Origin of the sequence: Holdemania massiliensis AP2 (assembly GCF_000327285.1) — a bacterium.
Lineage (GTDB): Bacteria > Bacillota_I > Bacilli_A > Erysipelotrichales > Erysipelotrichaceae > Holdemania > Holdemania massiliensis.
Genome location: NZ_HE998567.1, coordinates 1,262,250 through 1,282,741, shown reverse-complemented (window position 1 = coordinate 1,282,741; position 20,492 = coordinate 1,262,250). Strand labels below are relative to the sequence as shown.

The following is a 20,492-nucleotide window of genomic DNA, read 5'->3' as shown; positions in this document are numbered from 1 at the left end:
TAATAAAAAATGAAACCAAGAATACAGCTGAAAAGCTGAAAGATAAAAAGGATTGAACAATCCGGAAAGAAGGAGAAGAAGGATGGAAGAAATCAAAGATCCCGCTTATTTCAAAGAGCTGGCACATCGGCTGATGTTTGATCTCAGCGATGCGGAAGCCGCCGATATTGCGGCGGAATTTGAAACGCTTGGCAAGCAGCTGACGCTGCTTGAAAGCATTGACACAACAGGCGTAGAGCCGATGGTCTATCCGTTTGAAACACCGACCGCTTATCTGCGTGAGGATGTTGTCGATCATGTGATCTCACGGGAGGACGCGCTGGTCAATGCGCCGAAAGTCCGAGAATGCCACATTGTGGTACCAAAGGTGGTGAAGTAAAATGGCAACAATGAAAGAACTGAAGGAAACAACGACTGTCCGTCAGCGGGTGGAGGAAGCCCTTGCCAAAGCCCATGCTTCGCAGCCGCAGCTCAATGCCGTTGTCACCTTTGTTGATGTGGAAGAACAGCTGACTGGTTTGAATGAGATTGCGGATGGACCGTTTTACGGCATGCCGATTGCTTTAAAGGACAACGTCTGTACGCAGGGAATTCGGACGACTGCTTCCAGCAAGATTCTGGATAACTATATTCCGGTTTACAACGCGCATATCGTTGACAAGCTGAAAGCCGCCGGAGCGATCGTGATCGCGAAGGCTTCGATGGATGAGCTGGCGATGGGCGGTACGAATTTAACTGCGGCTACCGGACCGGTTTATAATCCGTATGACCACTCGCGGATGGCCGGCGGTTCTTCCGGCGGCAGCGCGGCATTGGTTGCCGCAGGTGTGGTTCCATTTGCGATTGGATCCGATACTGGGGATTCTGTGCGCAAACCGGCATCCTTCTGCGGTGTTTTGGGCATGAAGCCAACCTATGGCCGGATTTCCCGCTATGGTATTATTCCTTATTCCTCGTCATTGGATCATGTCGGCTATTTCACCCGCAGCGCCCTGGATGCCGCGGAGGCGCTGAAAGTGTTGGCGGGCCGTGATGATCGCGATATGACCTCGTCTTATGAGCCTGTACCGGATTATGCGGCGGCGCTGTCCAGCGATGTTACTGGACGCAAAGTGGCAATTTTCAAAAATGTCATTGACGCTCTGGGCAATCCGCAGGTCAAAGCGATGTTTGAAAAAACCGTCGAGGCCTTGAAAGACAGAGGCGCAATCGTTGAGGAAGTCAGCCTGCGCGAGGATCTGTTAAAAGCAATTCTTCCCGCTTACTATTTGATCGCAAACTGTGAAGCGACGGCGAACCATTCCAATTTAGATGGAATTCGCTTCGGCGTTCAGCAGCCGGGCGACAGCATGGAAGAAATTATGATACAGTCGCGGACAAAGGGATTCGGTTCCCTGATCCGCAAGCGGTTTGTCATCGGCAGCTATGGTCTGTTTGTCGAAAATCAAGAAAAGCTGTTCCGCCAGGCACAGCGGGTTCGCCGGCTGATCGTTGAAAATGTAGCAGAAATGATGAAGGATTATGATATTCTGATCGCCCCGGCCAGCAGTGATGTCGCACCTAAATTGGATGACCATTCCCGCGATGAACTGTCAGATGGATATCTGATCGCTGAAAACCACATGGTGATCGGCAACTTCACCGGATATCCAAGCTGTACGGTACCGATGGGAATGCTGAACGGATTGCCGGTCGGCTTGAACATGACCGCAAAAGCCTGGGATGAACAGAGTCTGTTTGACTTTGCGGCGGCGATGGAAGAAATCACCGGCATGAAGGACGCTACAGCGGAGGTTATGGAATAATGGAATACGAAGTGATTATCGGCATTGAAATTCATTGTGAATTAAAAACGAAAACGAAAATGTTTTCCGGAGCTCCGGTGCTCTTTGGCGCGCCGGCCAATACTTGCGTCAATGAAATTGACTTAGGTCATCCAGGCACGATGCCCTGCGTCAATAAACAAGCGGTTGCCATGGCCGTACAGGCCTGTACGGCGCTGAATATGGAAATTGATCCGCTCGTTCGCTTTGACCGGAAAAACTATTACTATACCGACCTGCCGAAAGGTTTCCAGATCACCCAGCAGTTTTACCCCATTGGGCGGCATGGCTATGTTGAAATCGAAACGGAAAACGGACCGAAGAAAATCCGGATTGAACGGCTGCACATGGAAGAAGATACAGCCAAACAATTCCACTACGATGCCGGAACTTTAATCGATTTTAATCGGGCGGGGACACCGCTTGTGGAGATCGTATCGGAACCGGACATCCGCAGCGGCAAAGAAGCGATGGCTTATGTTGAAAAATTAAGAACCACGCTGTACTACCTGGGCGTATCCGATGTCAAGATGGAAGAAGGCTCAATGCGCTGCGACGTCAATATTTCGCTGCGGCCAGCCGGTACTGAGAAGTTCGGTGTCAAAACGGAGATCAAAAACCTCAATTCCATCAGCAACGTTCAGAAGGCTGTAGAATATGAAATTGAACGGCAGACACAGATCTTAAACGAAGGTGGTCAGGTTGTGCAGGAAACCCGACGTTTTGACGAAGCTACGCGCACGACGATTTCAATGCGGAAAAAGGAAGGCGCAGTCGATTACAAGTATTTCCCGGAACCGAATATTTTCCCGATCCAGCTGGATGCGCAGTGGATTCGGCAGCTCCAGGAAGCGATGCCGGAAATGCCGGAGGTTCGTCAGGCTCGATATGTTGAACTCGGTCTGCCGGAAACGGATATCGCTTTGTTAGTTGCGAATAAAGACCTGGCAGATTACTATGATCAGGTCATGAAGCATACCTCGCATGCCAAAATTGCGGCTAACTGGGTCATTGTCGAGCTGCCGGCGGGATTGACAAAGCTGAATAAGAAGCTGTCGGAGAATCCAGTGGCTCCGCAGGCGATGGCAGAGTTAGTTAATATGATTGTCGGTGGTGAAATCTCGGGCAAACAGGCGAAGGTTGTGTTTGAGGAAGTGCTTCAGGGCAAAGATCCGAAACAGGTCGCTCAGGAAAAAGGCATGAAGCAGCTGTCTGATACCTCGGCTTTGATCGCATTGGTCAATCAGGTTTTGGATGAACAGCCGCAGTCGATCACAGACTATAAGAATGGGAAGGATCGTGCTGTCGGCTTCCTGGTGGGTCAAGTAATGAAGAAATCCAAAGGTCAGGCAAATCCGGCGATGACAAATAAGCTGATTGTGGAAGAGTTGAAGAAGAGAATTTAACTTTGGGGGGACATTAAAAGCCGATTTGTGGTGCTTTTGATGTCCTTTTTCTTACAAAAAACAGCGGGTTCAGGAAATGACTGGTCAAATCCCTTCTTTTCCTGTAAAATAGTAAAAGATAAGGAGTGAAGGACTTTGTCTGAACAAAAGAAAACAAGTAAAAAGAAACCGTCAGCTACGACGGCCAAGAAACATAAAAGTAAAAAGAAGGATAAATCCACAATCATTCTGATCGTGGGTTTGGTGTTGATCGCGATCCCTTGTGCGATTTTGGGCTGGATTTTAATCAGTGCCTCAATGGATACCGGCAAACCAATTAATGGTGATCGGTTCAAAGGGGATCTGGATCCGGCGATTACCAAGGATCAGCTGTCTGAAATCGAAAGCCGGATTAAGGGTGAAAATCAAGTCGAAAAGGTTACGGTGGAGCTGACAACAGCTACGCTGCGTGTTTACGTGGATGCCGTAGATTCGATCAGTGATGAAGAAGCAAGTGCTTTGTCAGAAACGGCGTACAATGACGTCACCGCTGTATTGAATGAAGGAACTTATTTCACAGCAGCCGGGGGCAAAAAAATGTATGATCTTGAAGTCCATGTTTACAACAATATTGATAAATCGGGAGCTGGAGACTATGTATATGTCATCCGCTCGAAGAACTCCGGTATGGAGCAAGCTGCAACGCAGGTCGTATCGAAACCGCTGGATGCGGAACTGGCTCAGCAGCTGCGTGATGAACTGGCAGAAAAACGCAATCCGACACAGAACAAGGATAACGACGATGAGGAAGTTGTCGGCGGAGAGGATACGGAAGCGCAGGATGAGACAAAGGAATAAAGGGCGGGAGCCCTTTTTCGTTATGGCGTATAAATGAAAATGGAAGGAGCTTAGTCCTGGCAGGACTTTGAGTTTGGAAAGGGGAGCGGTTATGGAATTTAAGAAGAATGATGTCCTGACAGCAGAGGCGGTTGATTATACGTTTGACGGATTGGGCGTAGTTCGGCATGAAGGTCTTTGCTTCTTTGTCAAAGATTTGTTAAAAGGAGAAAAGGCGGAAATCGGTGTCACCGCGGTGAAGAAAAACGTGGGTTATGGGCGGGTAATCCGACGTTTATCGGATAGTCCACAGCGCGTTGAACCGCGATGTCCGGTTGCCCGACAATGCGGAGGCTGTCAGCTGCAGATGATGAATTCTGAGCTGCAGGCGGAATTCAAGAGGCATCGAGTAGCGGATTGTTTCCAGCGAATTGGGCATTTAGATGTTGAGGTCAAGCCAGTGTTGTCGATGGAATTTCCCTGGAAATATCGCAACAAGGTGCAGGTACCGGTAGGGATGAATCGTGAGGGTCAGATGATCAGCGGGTATTATCGCAGTCATTCGCATGATATTGTTGATTTTGACCAATGTTGCCTGCACAGTGATCTGGAAAATGCGATTTTAAGTTCATTGAAAACTTGGATTGCGGAGATTGGAGATCCGAAACAATTTCGGCATTGGCTGATTAAACATGCGTTCAGGACTGGGCAGGTAATGGTTGTTTTCATCGCCAATACAGCGCAAATAAAAGGAAAGATGGAATTGATTCGGCGGCTGACTGAAAGTTATCCGCAGATTCGCAGTATTATTTTAAATGTGAATGAGCGAGAGGATAACGTAATTCTGGGTGACAAAGAAATTGTCTTGTGGGGATCGGCTTCGATTGAGGAAGAATTGTTGGGGCTGCGGTTCCAGATTTCGGCGAAGTCGTTTTATCAGATCAACCCGATCCAGACTGAAGTGTTGTATACGAAGGCGATTGAGCTGGCAGGATTGACCGGAAAGGAAACGGTGATTGACGTGTATTGCGGCACGGGGACGATTGGATTAAGTGCAGCATCCAAGGCCAAACGTGTGATTGGGATCGAAATTGTTCCTTCAGCGGTAGAAGATGCAAAAAACAATGCGGTTCGCAATGGAATTACGAACGCCGAGTTTATCTGTGGGGATGCCGGTGCTTGTACGTCGCAGTTATTGCAGCGGAATATTCAGCCGGAGGTCGCCATCGTCGATCCACCACGTAAGGGTTTGGATCGGCTGACGATTGATTCTTTGGTGAAGATGAATCCTGATCGGATTGTTTACGTTTCCTGTGATCCTGCAACCTTGGCAAGGGATTGTGCTTTACTGAATGAGCAGGGATATAGTGTGCGGGTTGTCCAGCCGGTCGATATGTTTCCGCAGACGACGCATGTGGAGACGGTTGTTCTGTTGCAAAAAAGATAAAATAAAAATCAAATCAGTTAATGAAGATGTAAGTTTTGAGTATGACTTGCATCTTTTTATTATGTTAAAATAATATATGAAAATATACTATAAAACTTTGTGTTCGCTATGTTTTTGTTGAAATTATTATAAAAAAACTTATAATTTTAATATAAGAGATTGCGATATTAATTATTGTTAGAAAGGCCGTTTATATATGAATATTAGCTATAAAAAACTGTGGAAACTTTTGATAGATAGAGATATGAAGAAAAAAGATTTAGCTGAAAAAGCCAATATTAGTTCATATACACTTAGCAAATTAAACAAAGGAAATAATATTACAACAGATGTACTTGTTAGAATATGTATAGCTCTCGATTGCACCTTTGACGATATTATGGAAGTCGTAGATGGAGACAATAAAGAATCTAATTAGCAAGATTCAGTGATGGAGGATTTTTTTATGGAATTGATAGATAACCGAAATAAAATTTTAAAAGAAGATTTATCCAGCGAGCTAAAAGGTGGCAGTAAACTTTCTATTGCCGCAGCTTGTTTTTCTATATATGCATTTCAGGAGCTTAAAAAAGAACTTTGTGATATTGATGAGCTTCGTTTTATTTTTACTTCCCCAACTTTTGTGAAAGAAAAATTCAAAAAAGAAAAACGAGAATTTTATATTCCACGCTTAAACCGTGAGCGTAGTTTGTATGGAACAGAGTATGAAGTAAAACTTAGAAATGAATTAACACAAAAAGCAATTGCGAAAGAATGTGCTGAATGGATAAAGAAGAAAGTAACTTTTAAATCAAATATCACAAGTGATAACATGATGGGTTTCATTAACCTTGATGAAAAAAACTATATGCCAATTAACGGATTCACAACAGTTGATTTAGGTTGTGAAAGAGGAAATAATGCTTATACAATGATTCAAAAATCAGAAGCTCCTTTTTCGAATGCTTATATTGATTTGTTTGAAAGCCTTTGGAATGATGAAGATAAACTTCAAGAAGTGACTAATGAAGTCATTGAAAATATAACAGCAGCATATAACGAAAACTCTCCGGATTTTATCTATTTTGTAACACTTTATAATATATTTAACGAATTTCTTGAAGATATTTCAGAGGATATGTTACCGAACGAAGCTACGGGATTTAAAGAAAGCAAAATTTGGAATTTGCTTTATAATTTCCAAAAAGACGCAGTACTTGCAATCATCAATAAACTGGAAAAATATAACGGTTGTATTTTAGCGGACAGCGTTGGTCTTGGTAAAACCTTTACTGCATTAGCTGTAGTGAAGTATTACGAAAATAGAAATAAATCTGTTTTAGTTCTTTGCCCTAAGAAGCTTACAAACAACTGGAACACTTACAAGGATAATTATATTAACAATCCGATTGCTGAGGACAGGCTTCGATATGATGTTCTTTATCATACAGACCTTAACCGTACAAGAGGAACATCAAATGGTCTTGACTTAGAAAGACTTAATTGGGGCAACTACGATTTAGTAGTAATTGATGAATCGCATAACTTCCGTAATGGAGGAAAAATAAAAGGCGATGATGATAAAGAAAATCGTTATTTGAAACTTTTAAATAAAGTCATTCGTAAAGGTGTAAAGACTAAAGTTCTTATGTTATCTGCCACTCCGGTAAATAACAGATTTAATGATTTAAAAAATCAGCTTGCCTTAGCTTACGAAGGAAATACGGATTATATTGATGACAAGCTCAATACAACTTGTTCAATTGACGATATTTTTAAAAATGCACAAAGAGCATTTAATACTTGGAGCAAATGGGAAACTGTTGACAGAACAACAGAGAAACTTTTAAAAATGCTTGATTTTGATTTCTTTGAAGTTTTGGACAGCGTAACTATTGCCCGTTCTCGTAAGCATATTCAAAAGTATTACGATACAACAGATATTGGAACATTCCCAACAAGATTGAAGCCGATGTCACTTCGACCAAAACTTACAGATTTAAAAGAGGCCATTAACTATAACGAAATATTTGAACAGCTAATGCTACTCAACTTATCAATTTATACACCGACGCATTTTATTCTTCCAAGTAAATTAGAAAAGTATGCTGAGATGTATGAGGATAACAAAGTAAATGTTGGATTCACGCAAGCCAATCGTGAACAAGGTATCAGAAGACTTACCGCCATCAATTTGATGAAGCGTATGGAAAGCTCAGTATATTCTTTTAATCTTACACTTAAAAGAATTAAAGAATTGATTGAAAGCACCATTGAAACGATTGATAGATACGATAAATATTCAAGTGTAAAGCTTGAGCTTAAAGATATTTCCAATATTGATGACTTTGATAGCGATGATCAAAATACAGATGACCTATTTACTTTTGGTAAAAAAGTAAAAATTGATATTGCTGATATGGATTATATTTCTTGGAGAAATGAATTAGCAAAAGATCAAGATGTTTTGGAATTATTGTCTTTGATGGTTGGCGATATTACTCCAAGGCGTGACAGTAAACTTCAAGAATTATTTAAAGTCATTGATAAGAAAATGACAGAACCTATAAATCCTAACAACAAGAAAATCATTATCTTTACCGCTTTTGCTGATACAGCTGGGTATCTTTACGATAATGTCAGCGAGTACGTCAAAAAGAAGTTTGGTTTAAATACTGCGATGATTACAGGGGCGGTTGATGGAAAAACAACAGCACCGCTTAAAAATCGTGATTTGAATACAGTGCTTACTTGCTTCTCACCTATCTCAAAAGATAAGAAGCTTTTAATGCCAAACAATCCGGTAGAGATAGATGTGCTTATCGCAACAGACTGTATTTCTGAAGGTCAAAACTTACAGGACTGTGATTATCTTATCAACTATGATATTCATTGGAATCCAGTTCGTATCATTCAAAGGTTCGGAAGAATTGACCGTATTGGAAGTAAGAATACATACATCCAGTTAGTGAATTTCTGGCCGGATGTAACGCTTGATGAATATATCGACTTGAAAGCAACAGTAGAAACAAGAATGAAAATTGTTGATATGACTGCAACAGGCGATGACAACATTTTAAGTGAAGAAGAAAAGACAGACCTTGAATATCGTAAATCACAGCTGAAACGATTACAGGAAGAAGTTGTTGATATTGAAGATATGTCTACAGGTATTTCCATTATGGACTTAGGACTTAATGAGTTTAGATTGGATCTGCTTGAATATATTAAACATCATGAAGATATAGATAAAACTCCGTTTGGTTTACATTCAGTAGTTCCGGCAAGTGAAGAAACACCGGCAGGTGTAATTTATATTTTGAAGAATCGTTCCAATAGCGTAAATATTGATAATCAAAACAGACTTCACCCGTTCTACATGGTTTATATCAGCAATGATGGAGATGTGGTTTGTGACCATTTGTCTCCAAAACAAATGCTTGATAAAATGCGTTTCCTTTGCAAAGGAAAGAATGAACCAATACCGGAATTATATCGAGCTTTTAACAAAGAAACTCGTGACGGAAGAAATATGTCAGAATTTTCAAGACTTCTTGGTGAAGCAATTTCATCAATTATTGAAGTGAAAGAAGAAAGTGATATTGATAGTTTCTTGAGCGGAGGGCAAATTAGCTTTTTATCAAATGAGATAAAAGGGTTAGATGATTTTGATTTGATTTGCTTCTTAGTCGTAAGGTAGGAGGATTCTATGGACGAATTCACAATTAAAATTTCAATCCCTACAGACGATGACGGATTTGTTTTATTACAATGTCCTAAATGTGGAGAGTATTTTAAGCTTCCACCGAATGATATTGAAAGCGATGACGTTGTAGATATTTATTGCCCATTATGTGGACTTGTTAGTGATACTTATATTACGGAAGATGTCATTGAATTAGCAAAAGCTAAAGCACTAAATAAAGTTCTTGGGGATTTTTATGATGAGATGAAAAAACTGGAGAGAAAAACTAGAAATTCTATAATCCAAGTTAAAGCAAATAAGCCCCAAAAGGAAGAAGAAATCCCAATTAAATCTACGATTGACTCTATGGAAATTGTTGACTTTGAATGTTGTAATCGACAAGGTAAAATACGACACCTTTTAAATTATTGTGGATGTTATTGCCCATATTGCGGAGGTCAAAAAGATGGAAGTAAGTAAAATTGAATTAAAAATATTGATAAAAGAGTTTTTATCAGCATCAAACAGAGTTCTTAGAGCTGGGTATGAAATCTATTCAACAGAACTTTCAAAGTTCATCAGATTTCTTGATACTCACGAATTGATAAGTGAATATATAAAATCTTGTGGAGAACCAGAATATGATGTTGTACAAGAAGTAGACGAAGTAACACACAGTTACGGTCGCAGTATTTTTTCGCTTGGTTCAACAGATGAAAAGGAAGTTGCGAACATATATGCAGTGGTGAAATATATGGCAGATAACAATGTTAATGGTAGGAGCTATGTCTTCTATGGCTACTCAACTTCAAAACAATTTCAAGAAAAGGTCAACGCTTTTGGAAATGAGTTTATCAGAGTGTTGATAACACATATAGAAAATTATTTAACGAGGATAAGTATACAGATGGGATTAGATGATAAAACAACAGTTAATGTTAATATTGAAAACAGCACCTTAACAAACACACAAGTTAATGTTGCTTCGAAAGGTAGTGCGATCACTACTAATCAAGCAGCTTGCGATATGGAACAGTTGCAAAAACTCATTAGTGAATTATTAAATTCCATTTCAGATTTAAATGAAGAAGACAGAGAAACTGTAAATGATTGTATTGAAACTATATCGACTATTAATGATGAAAAGCCCAAGAAAGGTATTATAAAAATGGCTTTAAGTACGCTAAAAGGGATTGCAGGTACAACAGAATTTATAGCAGCAGCAACAGCGATAGTACAATTTGTTGGACAATACTTATAAGAGGTAGTTTATGTTTGGTTTGCCTAAAAGTACAGAACTAAAAAAACAATTGCCTAAAAATGCGATCTATGCAAAGTTTCGGATGAATACGGCTGCTAAAGAAAAAATCGACGCTGATATTTCAAGAATCACTATTGTAAATGAAGTGACAGCTGAAAAAATCAATGTAGATAAAGGCGAAGAAGTTGGAAGTTTCTTTGTAATGCACGTCGCACTCAAAAGACGAGACTTTGATGAGAAAAATATTGTAACTTTATCAAAACTCATTCCTCAAAAAATGCTGATGGTTCTTGAGTTTGATGGAAAAATAAAAATAACAACATTCCATACCAAGCTTATGCAGACTGATTGGAAAGAGATTGATTCATATACGCTTGAGCTAAAGGGATTGAACCTTGATAAAGTATGGGAAAACATCATTGTACAAATTGGTGATGTCACTATTGAGCAAGGTAATACGCTTGAACAGCAGATTGTTTCAGATGATAAGAAACAAAAGCTGTTGAAAGAAATAGAACGATTAGAGAAGATGGCAAGAAATGAAAAACAGCCAAAAAAGAAGTTTGAAATCGTTCAGAAGATAAATAAGATGAAGAAAGGATTGGAGGGATAACTATTAGCAATAATGAATTTGATTCTATGCCGGAAGCTTTGAAAAAAAGTGTTGAAATGCAAGAAAAAATATTAAAGAGTACGGAATCTATATTACAGCAGCATGAGCAAATGTGGAGAATTATTGATAATGCTACACGAGTAAACATATCTAAATTGCCCTCTTATATAACTCAAGATTATTCTGCAATGTTTGAAAATCCAGCAATTAAAGCAATAAGCGAAAGACAAAATGCGTTTAATGCGTTGACTGCTTCGTTAGTGGAACCTCTCCAAGCTTTTAATAATTCTTATCTGGATAAGATAAATGAATCAATGTCATTGGCTCTTAAAGCTTATAGCGATAGTGCAACAAGATTATTGGCGGATTCCGTCAGAAATATTGTTGGAAACATGGGTTCTGCTTTGTTCGAAGCAGTGCATTCACCGGCGATAGAGTGGATACAAAGTATTGATTTCTCGCCAATGTTTAATCTCTTACAGGGATTAAACTTTGATAGCGATGTCCTCAAACGATATAGAGAGTTAAATAAAGTCTATTTAGCTACTATGTATGAATGTAAATGGTTTCCATATGCTGGGTGGACAGTTAGTATGTCTTTGATGTCTGAGGTATCAGACATTATTGCGACAAGTCGAGGCAAAAGTAAACGCAGAGAGCTACGAATAGATAAAGCGATACTAGGATATTATACTCCAAAGAAGATAAAAAATATCAAGCGTACTTGGAGAAATTCTGACTTAGAACCACACATTAAAAAGATCTTAGGACAAGCGATAGAAGCACATTTAAGAGGAGAATATGCACTCACAATTACTTGTCTTGCTACAATGTGGGAAGGTTTGATTCATCGAAAGTTACATATAGAAGGACGATGTGGTCAGAAGAAAACAAAAGAAAAATTTGCTGAGTTAATTGATGAAAATGATTTTGAACCAATATTTGCAGATTTTTATGAAAATTTGATTGTAAGTCAATGTGATACTCCTGATGATGTAATTGAGGGTGTTCCAAACAGAAATGGTGTTTCACATAGTAAATACCAAAAATATCCAAACAAAAAAGCGTCGCTCAATGCAATCCTTTTAACGGATTTTATAATAGCATTAGAGCCTAAACTTGAAATGGAGGAAAATTAAATGGATAAATTAAAAATGCATACACCTAATAGGGCTGATGAGAATTTCAGAAAATTAGCAGAGATGTTCCCTAATGCAGTAACGGAAACCATTGATGAAAATGGTGAAGTTGTTCGTGCTATTGATAAAGACGTGCTTATGCAAGAGATTTCTTGCAAAGTTGTTGAGGGTCAAGAAGAACGCTATCAGTTCACTTGGCCTGATAAGAAAAAATCTATGCTTCTTGCGAATGCACCGCTTGCAAAAACACTTCGTCCTTGCAGAGAGGAAAGCGTTGATTTCGATAACACAGAAAATCTGTATATCGAAGGTGATAATCTTGAAGTTTTAAAGTTATTGCAAGAGACTTATCTTGGCAAAATCAAGATGATTTATATTGATCCACCATATAATACGGGTAGTGATTTTGTGTATGAAGATGATTTTGCACAAAATACAGATGAGTATATTGCCAACAGTGGACAATATGATAGTGAGGGAAATAAACTTGTGACAAATACTGAGAGTAACGGTCGCTTTCACACAGATTGGCTCAATATGATTTATCCTCGATTAAAATTAGCAAAAGATTTGCTTTCAAATGATGGAATTATATTTATCAGTATTGATGATAATGAAATTGAAAATATGAAAAAGGTATGTAATGAGATTTTTGGTGAAGAAAATGCTATTGCTAACATAATTTGGCAGCATAGTATTCAACCGAAAGGATATTTAGACAAATTTTCTGTTCATCATAATTTTGTATTGTGCTATGCTAAATCTTTAGATTTTGAGTTATGTCCTCTTGAAAGAACAGAAGAAGATAATAAGGCATATTCTAACCCTGATAATGATCCTAAGGGTCCATGGAGAAGTGGAGATGTAAGAAATGCTTTATATCGTCCAAATTTAATCTATGACATTATTTCTCCTTCAGGAAAGATTATTAAGCCATGTGCTAATGGATGGCGATGGAGCAAAGAAACAGTAAAAGAAAAATTAAATCTGGAGAAATTATTTTTAGCGAAGATGAAACACGAATCATAAGAAAAATATATCTTTCAACTTTGGAAGGAAGAGCGCCTGAGACAATTTGGTTTGGAAAAGATGTTGGAACTACAAGAGATGGAATGAAGGAAATTAAGGAGTTATTTGATAACCCACCATTTGACACACCGAAGCCAACTGGTCTAATTAAAAAACTTCAAAAACTAGTTAAATGTGACGATGGTATAATACTTGACTTTTTTTCGGGTTCTTCCACAACTGCACACGCAGTAATGAAATTAAATTCAGAAGATAAAGGTAACCGTAGATTTATTATGGTTCAAATACCTGAAAAAACCGATGAAAAAAGTACAGCATATAAAACAGGTTACAAAAACATTTGTGAAATAGGAAAAGAACGTATTCGACGTGCTGGAAAGAAAATCAAGGAAGAAAATCCTTTACTTACAGACAACCTTGATACAGGTTTCCGTGTTCTTAAATGTGATAGTACAAATATGAAAGATGTTTATTATAATCCGTCAGAATACGAAATGGATTTATTTACTACTCTTACTGATAACATCAAAGAAGACAGAACTCCGGAAGATTTGCTTTTCCAAGTTATGCTTGATTTAGGAGTAGAACTTTCAAGTAAGATTGAAGAAAAAGAGATTGCCGGTAAAAAAGTGTTTAATGTTGCAGACGGATTCTTAATCGCTTGCTTTGACAAAGATGTAACCGAAGAAGTAATTACTGAGGTTGCCAAACAACAGCCATATTACTTTGTAATGCGTGACAGCTCTATGGCTACTGATAGTGTTGCCACAAACTTTGAACAGATTTTTGCTACATACAGCCCTGACACAGTAAGGAAGGTGTTGTAATTGGAAAAAATCACAGAAATAACACGAAGGGATATATTCGCTTTGTTTCTGTATGGTATGGACATAACAGAGTTGTTTGAAACCAAACAAATTCGATACGGCTATTATGGGAGACTTAGTGAGATTGATTTCTTGAAAAGAAATTATGACCTTGAAGCCTTAGAAAGTTATGATAGTAGATTTAATAACGCTGCCGGAGATATATGGCAACATACAGTAAACAATGATGATTATGAATATGGATGGGTTTTTGAAGATGACCGTTTTCAATTGTTGAATGGCGACGATAAAATTTTACTTAAATTCTTATGTTCAGTATTTCATCCAGCTGTTAGAGTTGAGAATGGATATTGGAAAGAATTTCTTGATGCGGTAAATGGCTTACTTCGTAATGATGGGTATGAATTATATCCGGAGAGTCAAATTTCTGGACGAGATGTATATGGCTGGAGGAAGTATAATCCAGAAGAAAACGCCTTGTTTATACCTTTTTCGCAGAGATATGCAAAAGAAATAAACGCAAAGCACATTCAGCTAAAGTTAAACATAAAAGTAAGAGAACAAATATATAATTTGTTTGAAAAGCATTCTACAGTTTTTCAAGAAATGGATGAAACAGGGTGGCAGTATAATGTAAAAACTGAAGAATATGTTTTTCGAGACATAGCACAATTTTACGAACCTAGATGTTATGACGAAAATGGAAAATATTCCAAAACAAATGATATGCACCGATTTATAATGAAAACCTCTCCATTTAATGTTTTGGATGCTATTGAGTTTTATGAAAAGCACATTTTTGATAATGATTATACGCCTCAAATAAATGCTATTCTGAAATTGCATGATGTTCTATACAAACTTAGTCAAGGTAAAATTGAGAGTACATTAGAAATTGCTATTAATAAAAATGATATTGCTTCTATTTCGGAAAAAGGTCTAAAAGAACTTGTTATCGAAGCAAATAAATATTACAAAAGTGGAAATAAGCAAATTGCTGTTGAAAAAATTTGGGACGCTTATGAACGATTAAAAACTTATTATGCTCCAGAACTCAACAAATCTGATTCTGCTAATAGAATAATTGAACAGATGAGTGGTGGAGACAAAAATTTTAAAGAAATGTATGAAGTTGAATTCAAAGCACTTACGAAGATTGGAAATAATTATAGGATACGTCATCACGAAAAGAATAAAATTAATATCACTGATAGCCGTCAATATGATTATTTCTATAAGAGGTGTTTTGCTTTAATATCAACGGCAATTCAATATCTTGATGGGAGGTAGCGTTTGTGAAAATTAATTTTAAAATACAACAGTATCAAACCGATGCTGTAGATGCGGTCGTGAAAGTGTTTAACGGACAAGGCTTTCACGATGGTATCAGTTATATACGAGATTTAGGAAAATACAATAATCCACAACAAGCTTCGTTCATGTCTGTTGACGGTTCAAATGATGCTATTGATCCATTTGATGATACCGGATATAAAAATGAAGCTATGGAGCTTTTAGATGAACAGATATTAAAAAATATTCAAGACTTACAAAGTCAAAGCAATATTAAACTCTCAAAAGAGCTTAACAAGGACTTGGGTTGTTGCTCTCTTGATATTGAAATGGAAACCGGAACAGGTAAAACCTATGTATATATCAAGACGATGTTTGAGCTTAATAAGAAATATGGTTGGAGCAAATTTATTGTTGTAGTGCCAAGCATTGCGATTCGTGAAGGAGTAAAGAAATCTTTTGAAATTACATCTGACCACTTTATGGAGCATTACGGAAAGAAAGCAAGATTCTTTATCTATAATAGTTCAAATCTTAATCAGCTTGACAACTTCTCACAAAGTAGCGGTATCAATGTAATGATTATTAATACACAAGCTTTTGCAGCTTCACTCAAAGAAGGCGGACGCAGTAAAGAATCCCGTATCATTTATTCAAAGCGTGATGAATTTGGTTCTCGTCGTCCGATTGATGTAATTGCAGCGAATAGACCAATTATCATTCTTGATGAGCCACAAAAAATGGGTGGCGATGTAACGCAGAAAGCATTGAAAAACTTCAATCCTTTGTTCAGTTTGAACTATTCAGCAACTCATGCAAAACAGCATAATATTGTTTATGTGCTTGACGCTCTTGACGCATTTAATAAGCGTTTGGTTAAGAAGATTGAAGTAAAAGGATTTGAGGTTAAGAACTTTAGAGGAACAGATAGTTACTTGTATTTAGAACAGATTGTTTTATCTTCTAAGAAGCCACCAATGGCAAGAATTGAACTTGAAATTGGTTATAACAAGTCAATTAACCGAGAAACTCGTAATTGTAATGTTGGAGATGATTTATACTATCTTTCACAGGAAATGGAACAATACAAGGGATATACCATTTCTGAAATAGATCCGCTTTGTGGTACGGTTACTTTTACTAATGGAGAAGTAATTAAAGCCGGTGAAGTAAACGGTGATGTGTCAGAAGATGATATGCGTCGTATTCAAATTAGAGAAACAATTCTTTCTCACTTTGAAAAAGAAGAAAAACTCTTTAATATGGGAATTAAATCCCTTTCCCTATTCTTCATTGATGAAGTTGCAAAATATCGTCAGTACGATGAAAATGGAAATGAGCTTTTGGGAGAATACGGAAAAATGTTTGAGCAGGAGTATATAAGCGTCCTAAATCAATACATTACAATGTTTGATACTCCGTACCAAAGATACCTAAAATCAACTTGCAGTGATGTAAGTCAGGTACACAAAGGATATTTCAGCATTGATAAAAAGACCGGAAGAAGCGTTGATAGTGCCTTGAAGCGTGGTAGTGAGTTCTCAGATGACATTTCAGCCTATGACCTTATCTTAAAAAATAAGGAAAGACTATTATCATTTGAAGAACCAACGAGATTTATTTTCTCTCACTCTGCTCTGCGAGAAGGTTGGGATAACCCAAATGTATTCCAAATCTGTACTTTGAAACATTCTGATAACAGCACAGCAAAACGACAAGAAGTAGGTCGTGGACTTCGTCTTTGCGTAAATCAACATGGTAACAGAATGGACGTACAGACTTGTGGCGATTCAGTACATGACATCAATATGCTTACTGTTGTTGCAAGTGAAAGTTATAAGAATTTCGTAACAGATTTACAAAGCGACATTAAGACTGTACTTTACGACAGACCGACAGTTGCGACAAGCGAATACTTCAGTGGCAAGTATGTTAAGGTAAATGATGAACCTGTACTTATTGATGACGCAGTAGCTAATACAATCGAGTTCTATTTGATTTCAAATGGTTATGTAGATATGAAGCGTAAGGTTACGAATAAATATCGTAATGATGTTTTGACAGGTACTCTTGCACCGTTACCGGAAGAATTACAACCTATGACTGAAGGAATTCATACTCTTATTCAGTCTGTTTACGATGATAGTGTTCTTAAAGATATGTTCACAGATGGACATGAATCAAAGGTTAAGGAAAATCCTTTGAATGAGAATTTCGCTAAAAAGGAATTTCAAGCATTATGGAAACAAATCAATCGTAAATATGCTTATACTGTAGATTTTGACAGTAATGAACTTATTAAAAAATCAATAGACCATATCAATGAAAAGCTTTTTGTGTCTGAGCTTCAATATACAGCTACAATAGGTCGTCAGAAAGATAAAATGGACGAATACGAAGTTGGTCGTGGAGCTTCTTTCAGTGGAGAAAAGGCAAGAACACAGACTTTAAAACACGCTGAAACAAGTCAAATTAAATACGATCTTATTGGTAAGGTTGCCGAAGGAACAGTACTTACTCGTAAGACTGTTGCAACAATCCTCCAAGGGCTTAATCCTGAGAAATTATATATGTTTAGAAATAATCCGGAAGAATTTATTTCAAAGGTAATTAAGCTTATCAAGGAACAAAAAGCAACGATGATTGTAGAGCATATTTCATATGATCCAATTGAAGGAGAGTATGACAGCACTATCTTTACAGCTGAAAAGAATACTCAAAGTTTTGATAAAGCATTCCTTGCGAAGAAAGCTATTCAAGATTATGTATTTACAGATGGTTCTGCTGAAAAGAGTATTGAAAGAAAATTTGCAGAAGATTTAGACGCAGCTGATGAGGTATGTGTATATGCAAAACTTCCAAGAACATTCCAAATACCTACTCCGGTTGGAAATTATTCACCAGACTGGGCAATTGCTTTCTATGAAGGAACTGTTAAACATATTTTCTTTATTGCAGAAACCAAAGGAACAATGGACAGCTTAAATCTTAGACCTATCGAACAGGCTAAAATATCTTGTGCGAAAAAATTATTCAATGAAATGTCAACAAGTAACGTTAAGTATCACGATGTAGATAGTTATCAAAGCTTATTGAATATTATAAGCTCCATTTAAGCTTCATAAAGTATTATCAAATAAAGCACAGACCCACAGGCGGAAATCTTTTCTCTGTACGAGAGTTTGGAAATAATTGTTTGTTATATAGCTAGGATGAACTTTTACGTTATGGTGATGTATTAAACATTATACAAACTGATGAAACAGACAGAGTAGTAGAACGAAAAGAAGTTGTCTTATTTGATAATAAAGCATTTCGTGAAGCTATAATTAATGCAGTCCTTCACAATAAGTGGATCGAAAGAAATGAACCGATGATTTCAGTTTTCCCAGATAGAATAGAGATATTGTCTCGAGGAACACTTGCACCTGCACAAACGATGGAAGGTTTTTATATGGGAGAATCGATTCCCGCAAATGAAAAATTATCAGAAATCTTTCTTCAGTTACATATTAGTGAAAAATCGGGACGTGGCGTCCCTAAGATCATAGAAATGTACGGTAAAGACGCTTTTTCGTTTAGAGAAAATTCGATTACTGCATCTATACCTTTTGAAAAAGTAAACCGATTAGATAATTTAGGTGGGAATAAGAAAGCTAAGTTGAATCTCCGAAGACAATTTATCATAAAAGAAATAAGAGATAACGCTAACATAACAACTGCAGAATTATCAAAGTTATTAAACATTAGTGACACAGCAGTGATAAGAATTTAGCGTTTTTGAAGAGTAATGGATATATTGAAAGAATTGGTTCTAAAAAATCAGGATATTGGAAAGTATTAGAAGAGAACTAGATGATATTAAATAGGTTTGGACAAAGAAAAGCCTGTTGATATCAGTTGTTCTTCTTTCTAACAAATACGATAGCGTAGTCAATCTAAAAGTGAGTTGGCGAAGAGAAAGCTCTGCTTACAAGTTTGTAGGCAGAGCATACGAGAATTATCCCAAAGAAAGAGACATCTATAAAAGCGTACATAAAACATACTGCTTAAAAATACGAACTACTTATATTTCAGAAATAAACGAGACTTTGACTTTATGATTATACTATACAGATATAGAAAAAATGAAGTGATAAAGGAAGTTTCTGATATCAATAAAGATTGGAGGCTCTAATCCAAGTAAAGTTATTCGAAAATCGTAGCGTTGAACAAATCTTAATAACGTATATTACAATATTGATTTTATTTGTTAAACTATATCTATAAAATTATAAATTGGAAGAGGATATTCTTATAACCTATGTCAAAATGAAGACAAATGAGTTACTATATTGAACTTATAACTTCTATTAACCGAGACTTATTTTGTAAGAATAAGCTTTATTTGTTTATTGATTTTACTATAAATATATTGTTGACTTAAATTAAGGTTTATGAAGATACTTGTTATAGTCTTTGAAAGATAAAGCTTTGAAATGAGAGTTAAAAACACTTGTACTTAATTTAGAAAGGAGATCTTCAAATATGACATCATCAAAATTACCTTTGCTTGAAATTAAAACTTGGTCAGAACAATCACTGGCCTGTTTGACAGAAGAAATAGTCCAGCGCAGTGCTCTGCCACTGATTCTTATCGACGGTGCTGCCGGTTCTGGAAAAACAACATTAGCTTTAAAGCTTGCGGCAGAGCTGCAAGCCAATCTCGTTCATACAGATGATGTCTGTTGGTATTCAGATCCGATTCATTGGGATGAAGAAATGATCCAGGGGATTATCAAACCCCGGTCTGACGGTGAAAAAGTAGCATACAGACCTACTGGATGGATTAAAAAGAATCGTGAAGGTTTTATTGAGGTAAATCCAGATCGAGCTCTCATCATTGAAGGAATGGGTGCCTGTAGAAAAAGACTGCGTGACAAAGCTGATTATTCCATTTGGGTGGATACGGAACCTGATCTAGCGCGTTCCCGTGTCGTTCATCGTGATCTTGCCAAAGGTGAAAATGGCGGAACAATCGAGTCTGTCACACAATTTGCTGATTGGTGGGATTCATTGTTAAATCCTTTCTTTTTAGAAGAAGAACCATGGAAATATGTCGATGTCATTATTCAAGGTTCACAATCTGATTTAAAATCAAATCTTCTAAAAATTCACATCCCTCAATTTTGATG

The 20,492-nt window shown here is 37.4% G+C and carries 17 protein-coding genes; all 17 read left to right on the top strand.

The window, feature by feature from the left end:
• Positions 1 to 82: 82 nt before the first annotated feature.
• The 17 genes from gatC to BN162_RS05955 all read left to right on the top strand — a co-directional run bounded on the left by gatC (position 83) and on the right by BN162_RS05955 (position 20,490).
• Entirely contained in the window at positions 83 to 379 is a 297-nt protein-coding gene (gene gatC / locus BN162_RS06035) for an Asp-tRNA(Asn)/Glu-tRNA(Gln) amidotransferase subunit GatC (RefSeq protein ID WP_020224186.1), read from the top strand.
• A gap of 1 nt (position 380) precedes the next feature.
• Positions 381 to 1,805, top strand: a complete 1,425-nt coding sequence (locus tag BN162_RS06030) for an amidase family protein (protein WP_020224185.1) — start codon at positions 381 to 383, stop codon at positions 1,803 to 1,805.
• Positions 1,805 to 3,229, top strand: a complete 1,425-nt coding sequence (gene gatB, locus BN162_RS06025) for an Asp-tRNA(Asn)/Glu-tRNA(Gln) amidotransferase subunit GatB (RefSeq protein WP_020224184.1) — start codon at positions 1,805 to 1,807, stop codon at positions 3,227 to 3,229. The genes BN162_RS06030 and gatB overlap by 1 nt, the downstream gene beginning before the upstream one ends.
• Positions 3,230 to 3,364: 135 nt before the next feature.
• Positions 3,365 to 4,066 (top strand): hypothetical protein, encoded by a 702-nt coding sequence (locus tag BN162_RS06020; protein ID WP_020224183.1) that lies wholly within the window; start codon positions 3,365 to 3,367, stop codon positions 4,064 to 4,066.
• A 91-nt stretch (positions 4,067 to 4,157) separates the two neighbouring features.
• Positions 4,158 to 5,492, top strand: coding sequence for a 23S rRNA (uracil(1939)-C(5))-methyltransferase RlmD (gene rlmD / locus BN162_RS06015; protein WP_020224182.1), 1,335 nt, complete (start codon positions 4,158 to 4,160; stop codon positions 5,490 to 5,492).
• Between the two features lie 196 nt (positions 5,493 to 5,688).
• Positions 5,689 to 5,910, top strand: coding sequence for a helix-turn-helix domain-containing protein (locus BN162_RS06010; RefSeq protein ID WP_020224181.1), 222 nt, complete (start codon positions 5,689 to 5,691; stop codon positions 5,908 to 5,910).
• Between the two features lie 27 nt (positions 5,911 to 5,937).
• Positions 5,938 to 9,171 (top strand): helicase-related protein, encoded by a 3,234-nt coding sequence (locus BN162_RS06005; protein ID WP_020224180.1) that lies wholly within the window; start codon positions 5,938 to 5,940, stop codon positions 9,169 to 9,171.
• Between the two features lie 9 nt (positions 9,172 to 9,180).
• On the top strand, positions 9,181 to 9,636 hold the full coding sequence (locus BN162_RS06000) for a hypothetical protein (protein ID WP_020224179.1): 456 nt from the start codon (positions 9,181 to 9,183) through the stop codon (positions 9,634 to 9,636).
• Positions 9,623 to 10,417 (top strand): hypothetical protein, encoded by a 795-nt coding sequence (locus BN162_RS05995; protein ID WP_020224178.1) that lies wholly within the window; start codon positions 9,623 to 9,625, stop codon positions 10,415 to 10,417. Before BN162_RS06000 ends, BN162_RS05995 begins: the two co-directional genes overlap by 14 nt.
• Before the next feature lie 10 nt (positions 10,418 to 10,427).
• Positions 10,428 to 11,030, top strand: coding sequence for a DUF4391 domain-containing protein (locus BN162_RS05990; protein ID WP_020224177.1), 603 nt, complete (start codon positions 10,428 to 10,430; stop codon positions 11,028 to 11,030).
• Positions 11,031 to 11,056: 26 nt separating this feature from the next.
• On the top strand, positions 11,057 to 12,169 hold the full coding sequence (locus tag BN162_RS05985; RefSeq protein WP_020224176.1) for a hypothetical protein: 1,113 nt from the start codon (positions 11,057 to 11,059) through the stop codon (positions 12,167 to 12,169).
• Positions 12,170 to 13,198, top strand: coding sequence for a site-specific DNA-methyltransferase (locus BN162_RS18875; RefSeq protein ID WP_208854740.1), 1,029 nt, complete (start codon positions 12,170 to 12,172; stop codon positions 13,196 to 13,198).
• On the top strand, positions 13,117 to 14,025 hold the full coding sequence (locus BN162_RS18870) for a DNA methyltransferase (protein WP_208854739.1): 909 nt from the start codon (positions 13,117 to 13,119) through the stop codon (positions 14,023 to 14,025). Before BN162_RS18875 ends, BN162_RS18870 begins: the two co-directional genes overlap by 82 nt.
• Complete coding sequence (locus tag BN162_RS05970; protein ID WP_020224175.1) at positions 14,026 to 15,315, top strand: AbiJ-related protein; 1,290 nt, start codon at positions 14,026 to 14,028, stop codon at positions 15,313 to 15,315. It abuts the gene before it with no gap.
• Between the two features lie 5 nt (positions 15,316 to 15,320).
• The gene (locus BN162_RS05965; protein ID WP_020224174.1) at positions 15,321 to 18,434 is read left to right on the top strand and encodes a type III restriction-modification system endonuclease; all 3,114 of its coding nucleotides are present in this window, start codon (positions 15,321 to 15,323) and stop codon (positions 18,432 to 18,434) included.
• Positions 18,435 to 18,691: 257 nt separating this feature from the next.
• Positions 18,692 to 19,093, top strand: coding sequence for an ATP-binding protein (locus BN162_RS18865; protein WP_020224173.1), 402 nt, complete (start codon positions 18,692 to 18,694; stop codon positions 19,091 to 19,093).
• Between the two features lie 752 nt (positions 19,094 to 19,845).
• Positions 19,846 to 20,490, top strand: a complete 645-nt coding sequence (locus tag BN162_RS05955; protein WP_020224172.1) for a nucleoside/nucleotide kinase family protein — start codon at positions 19,846 to 19,848, stop codon at positions 20,488 to 20,490.
• Positions 20,491 to 20,492: the final 2 nt, after the last annotated feature.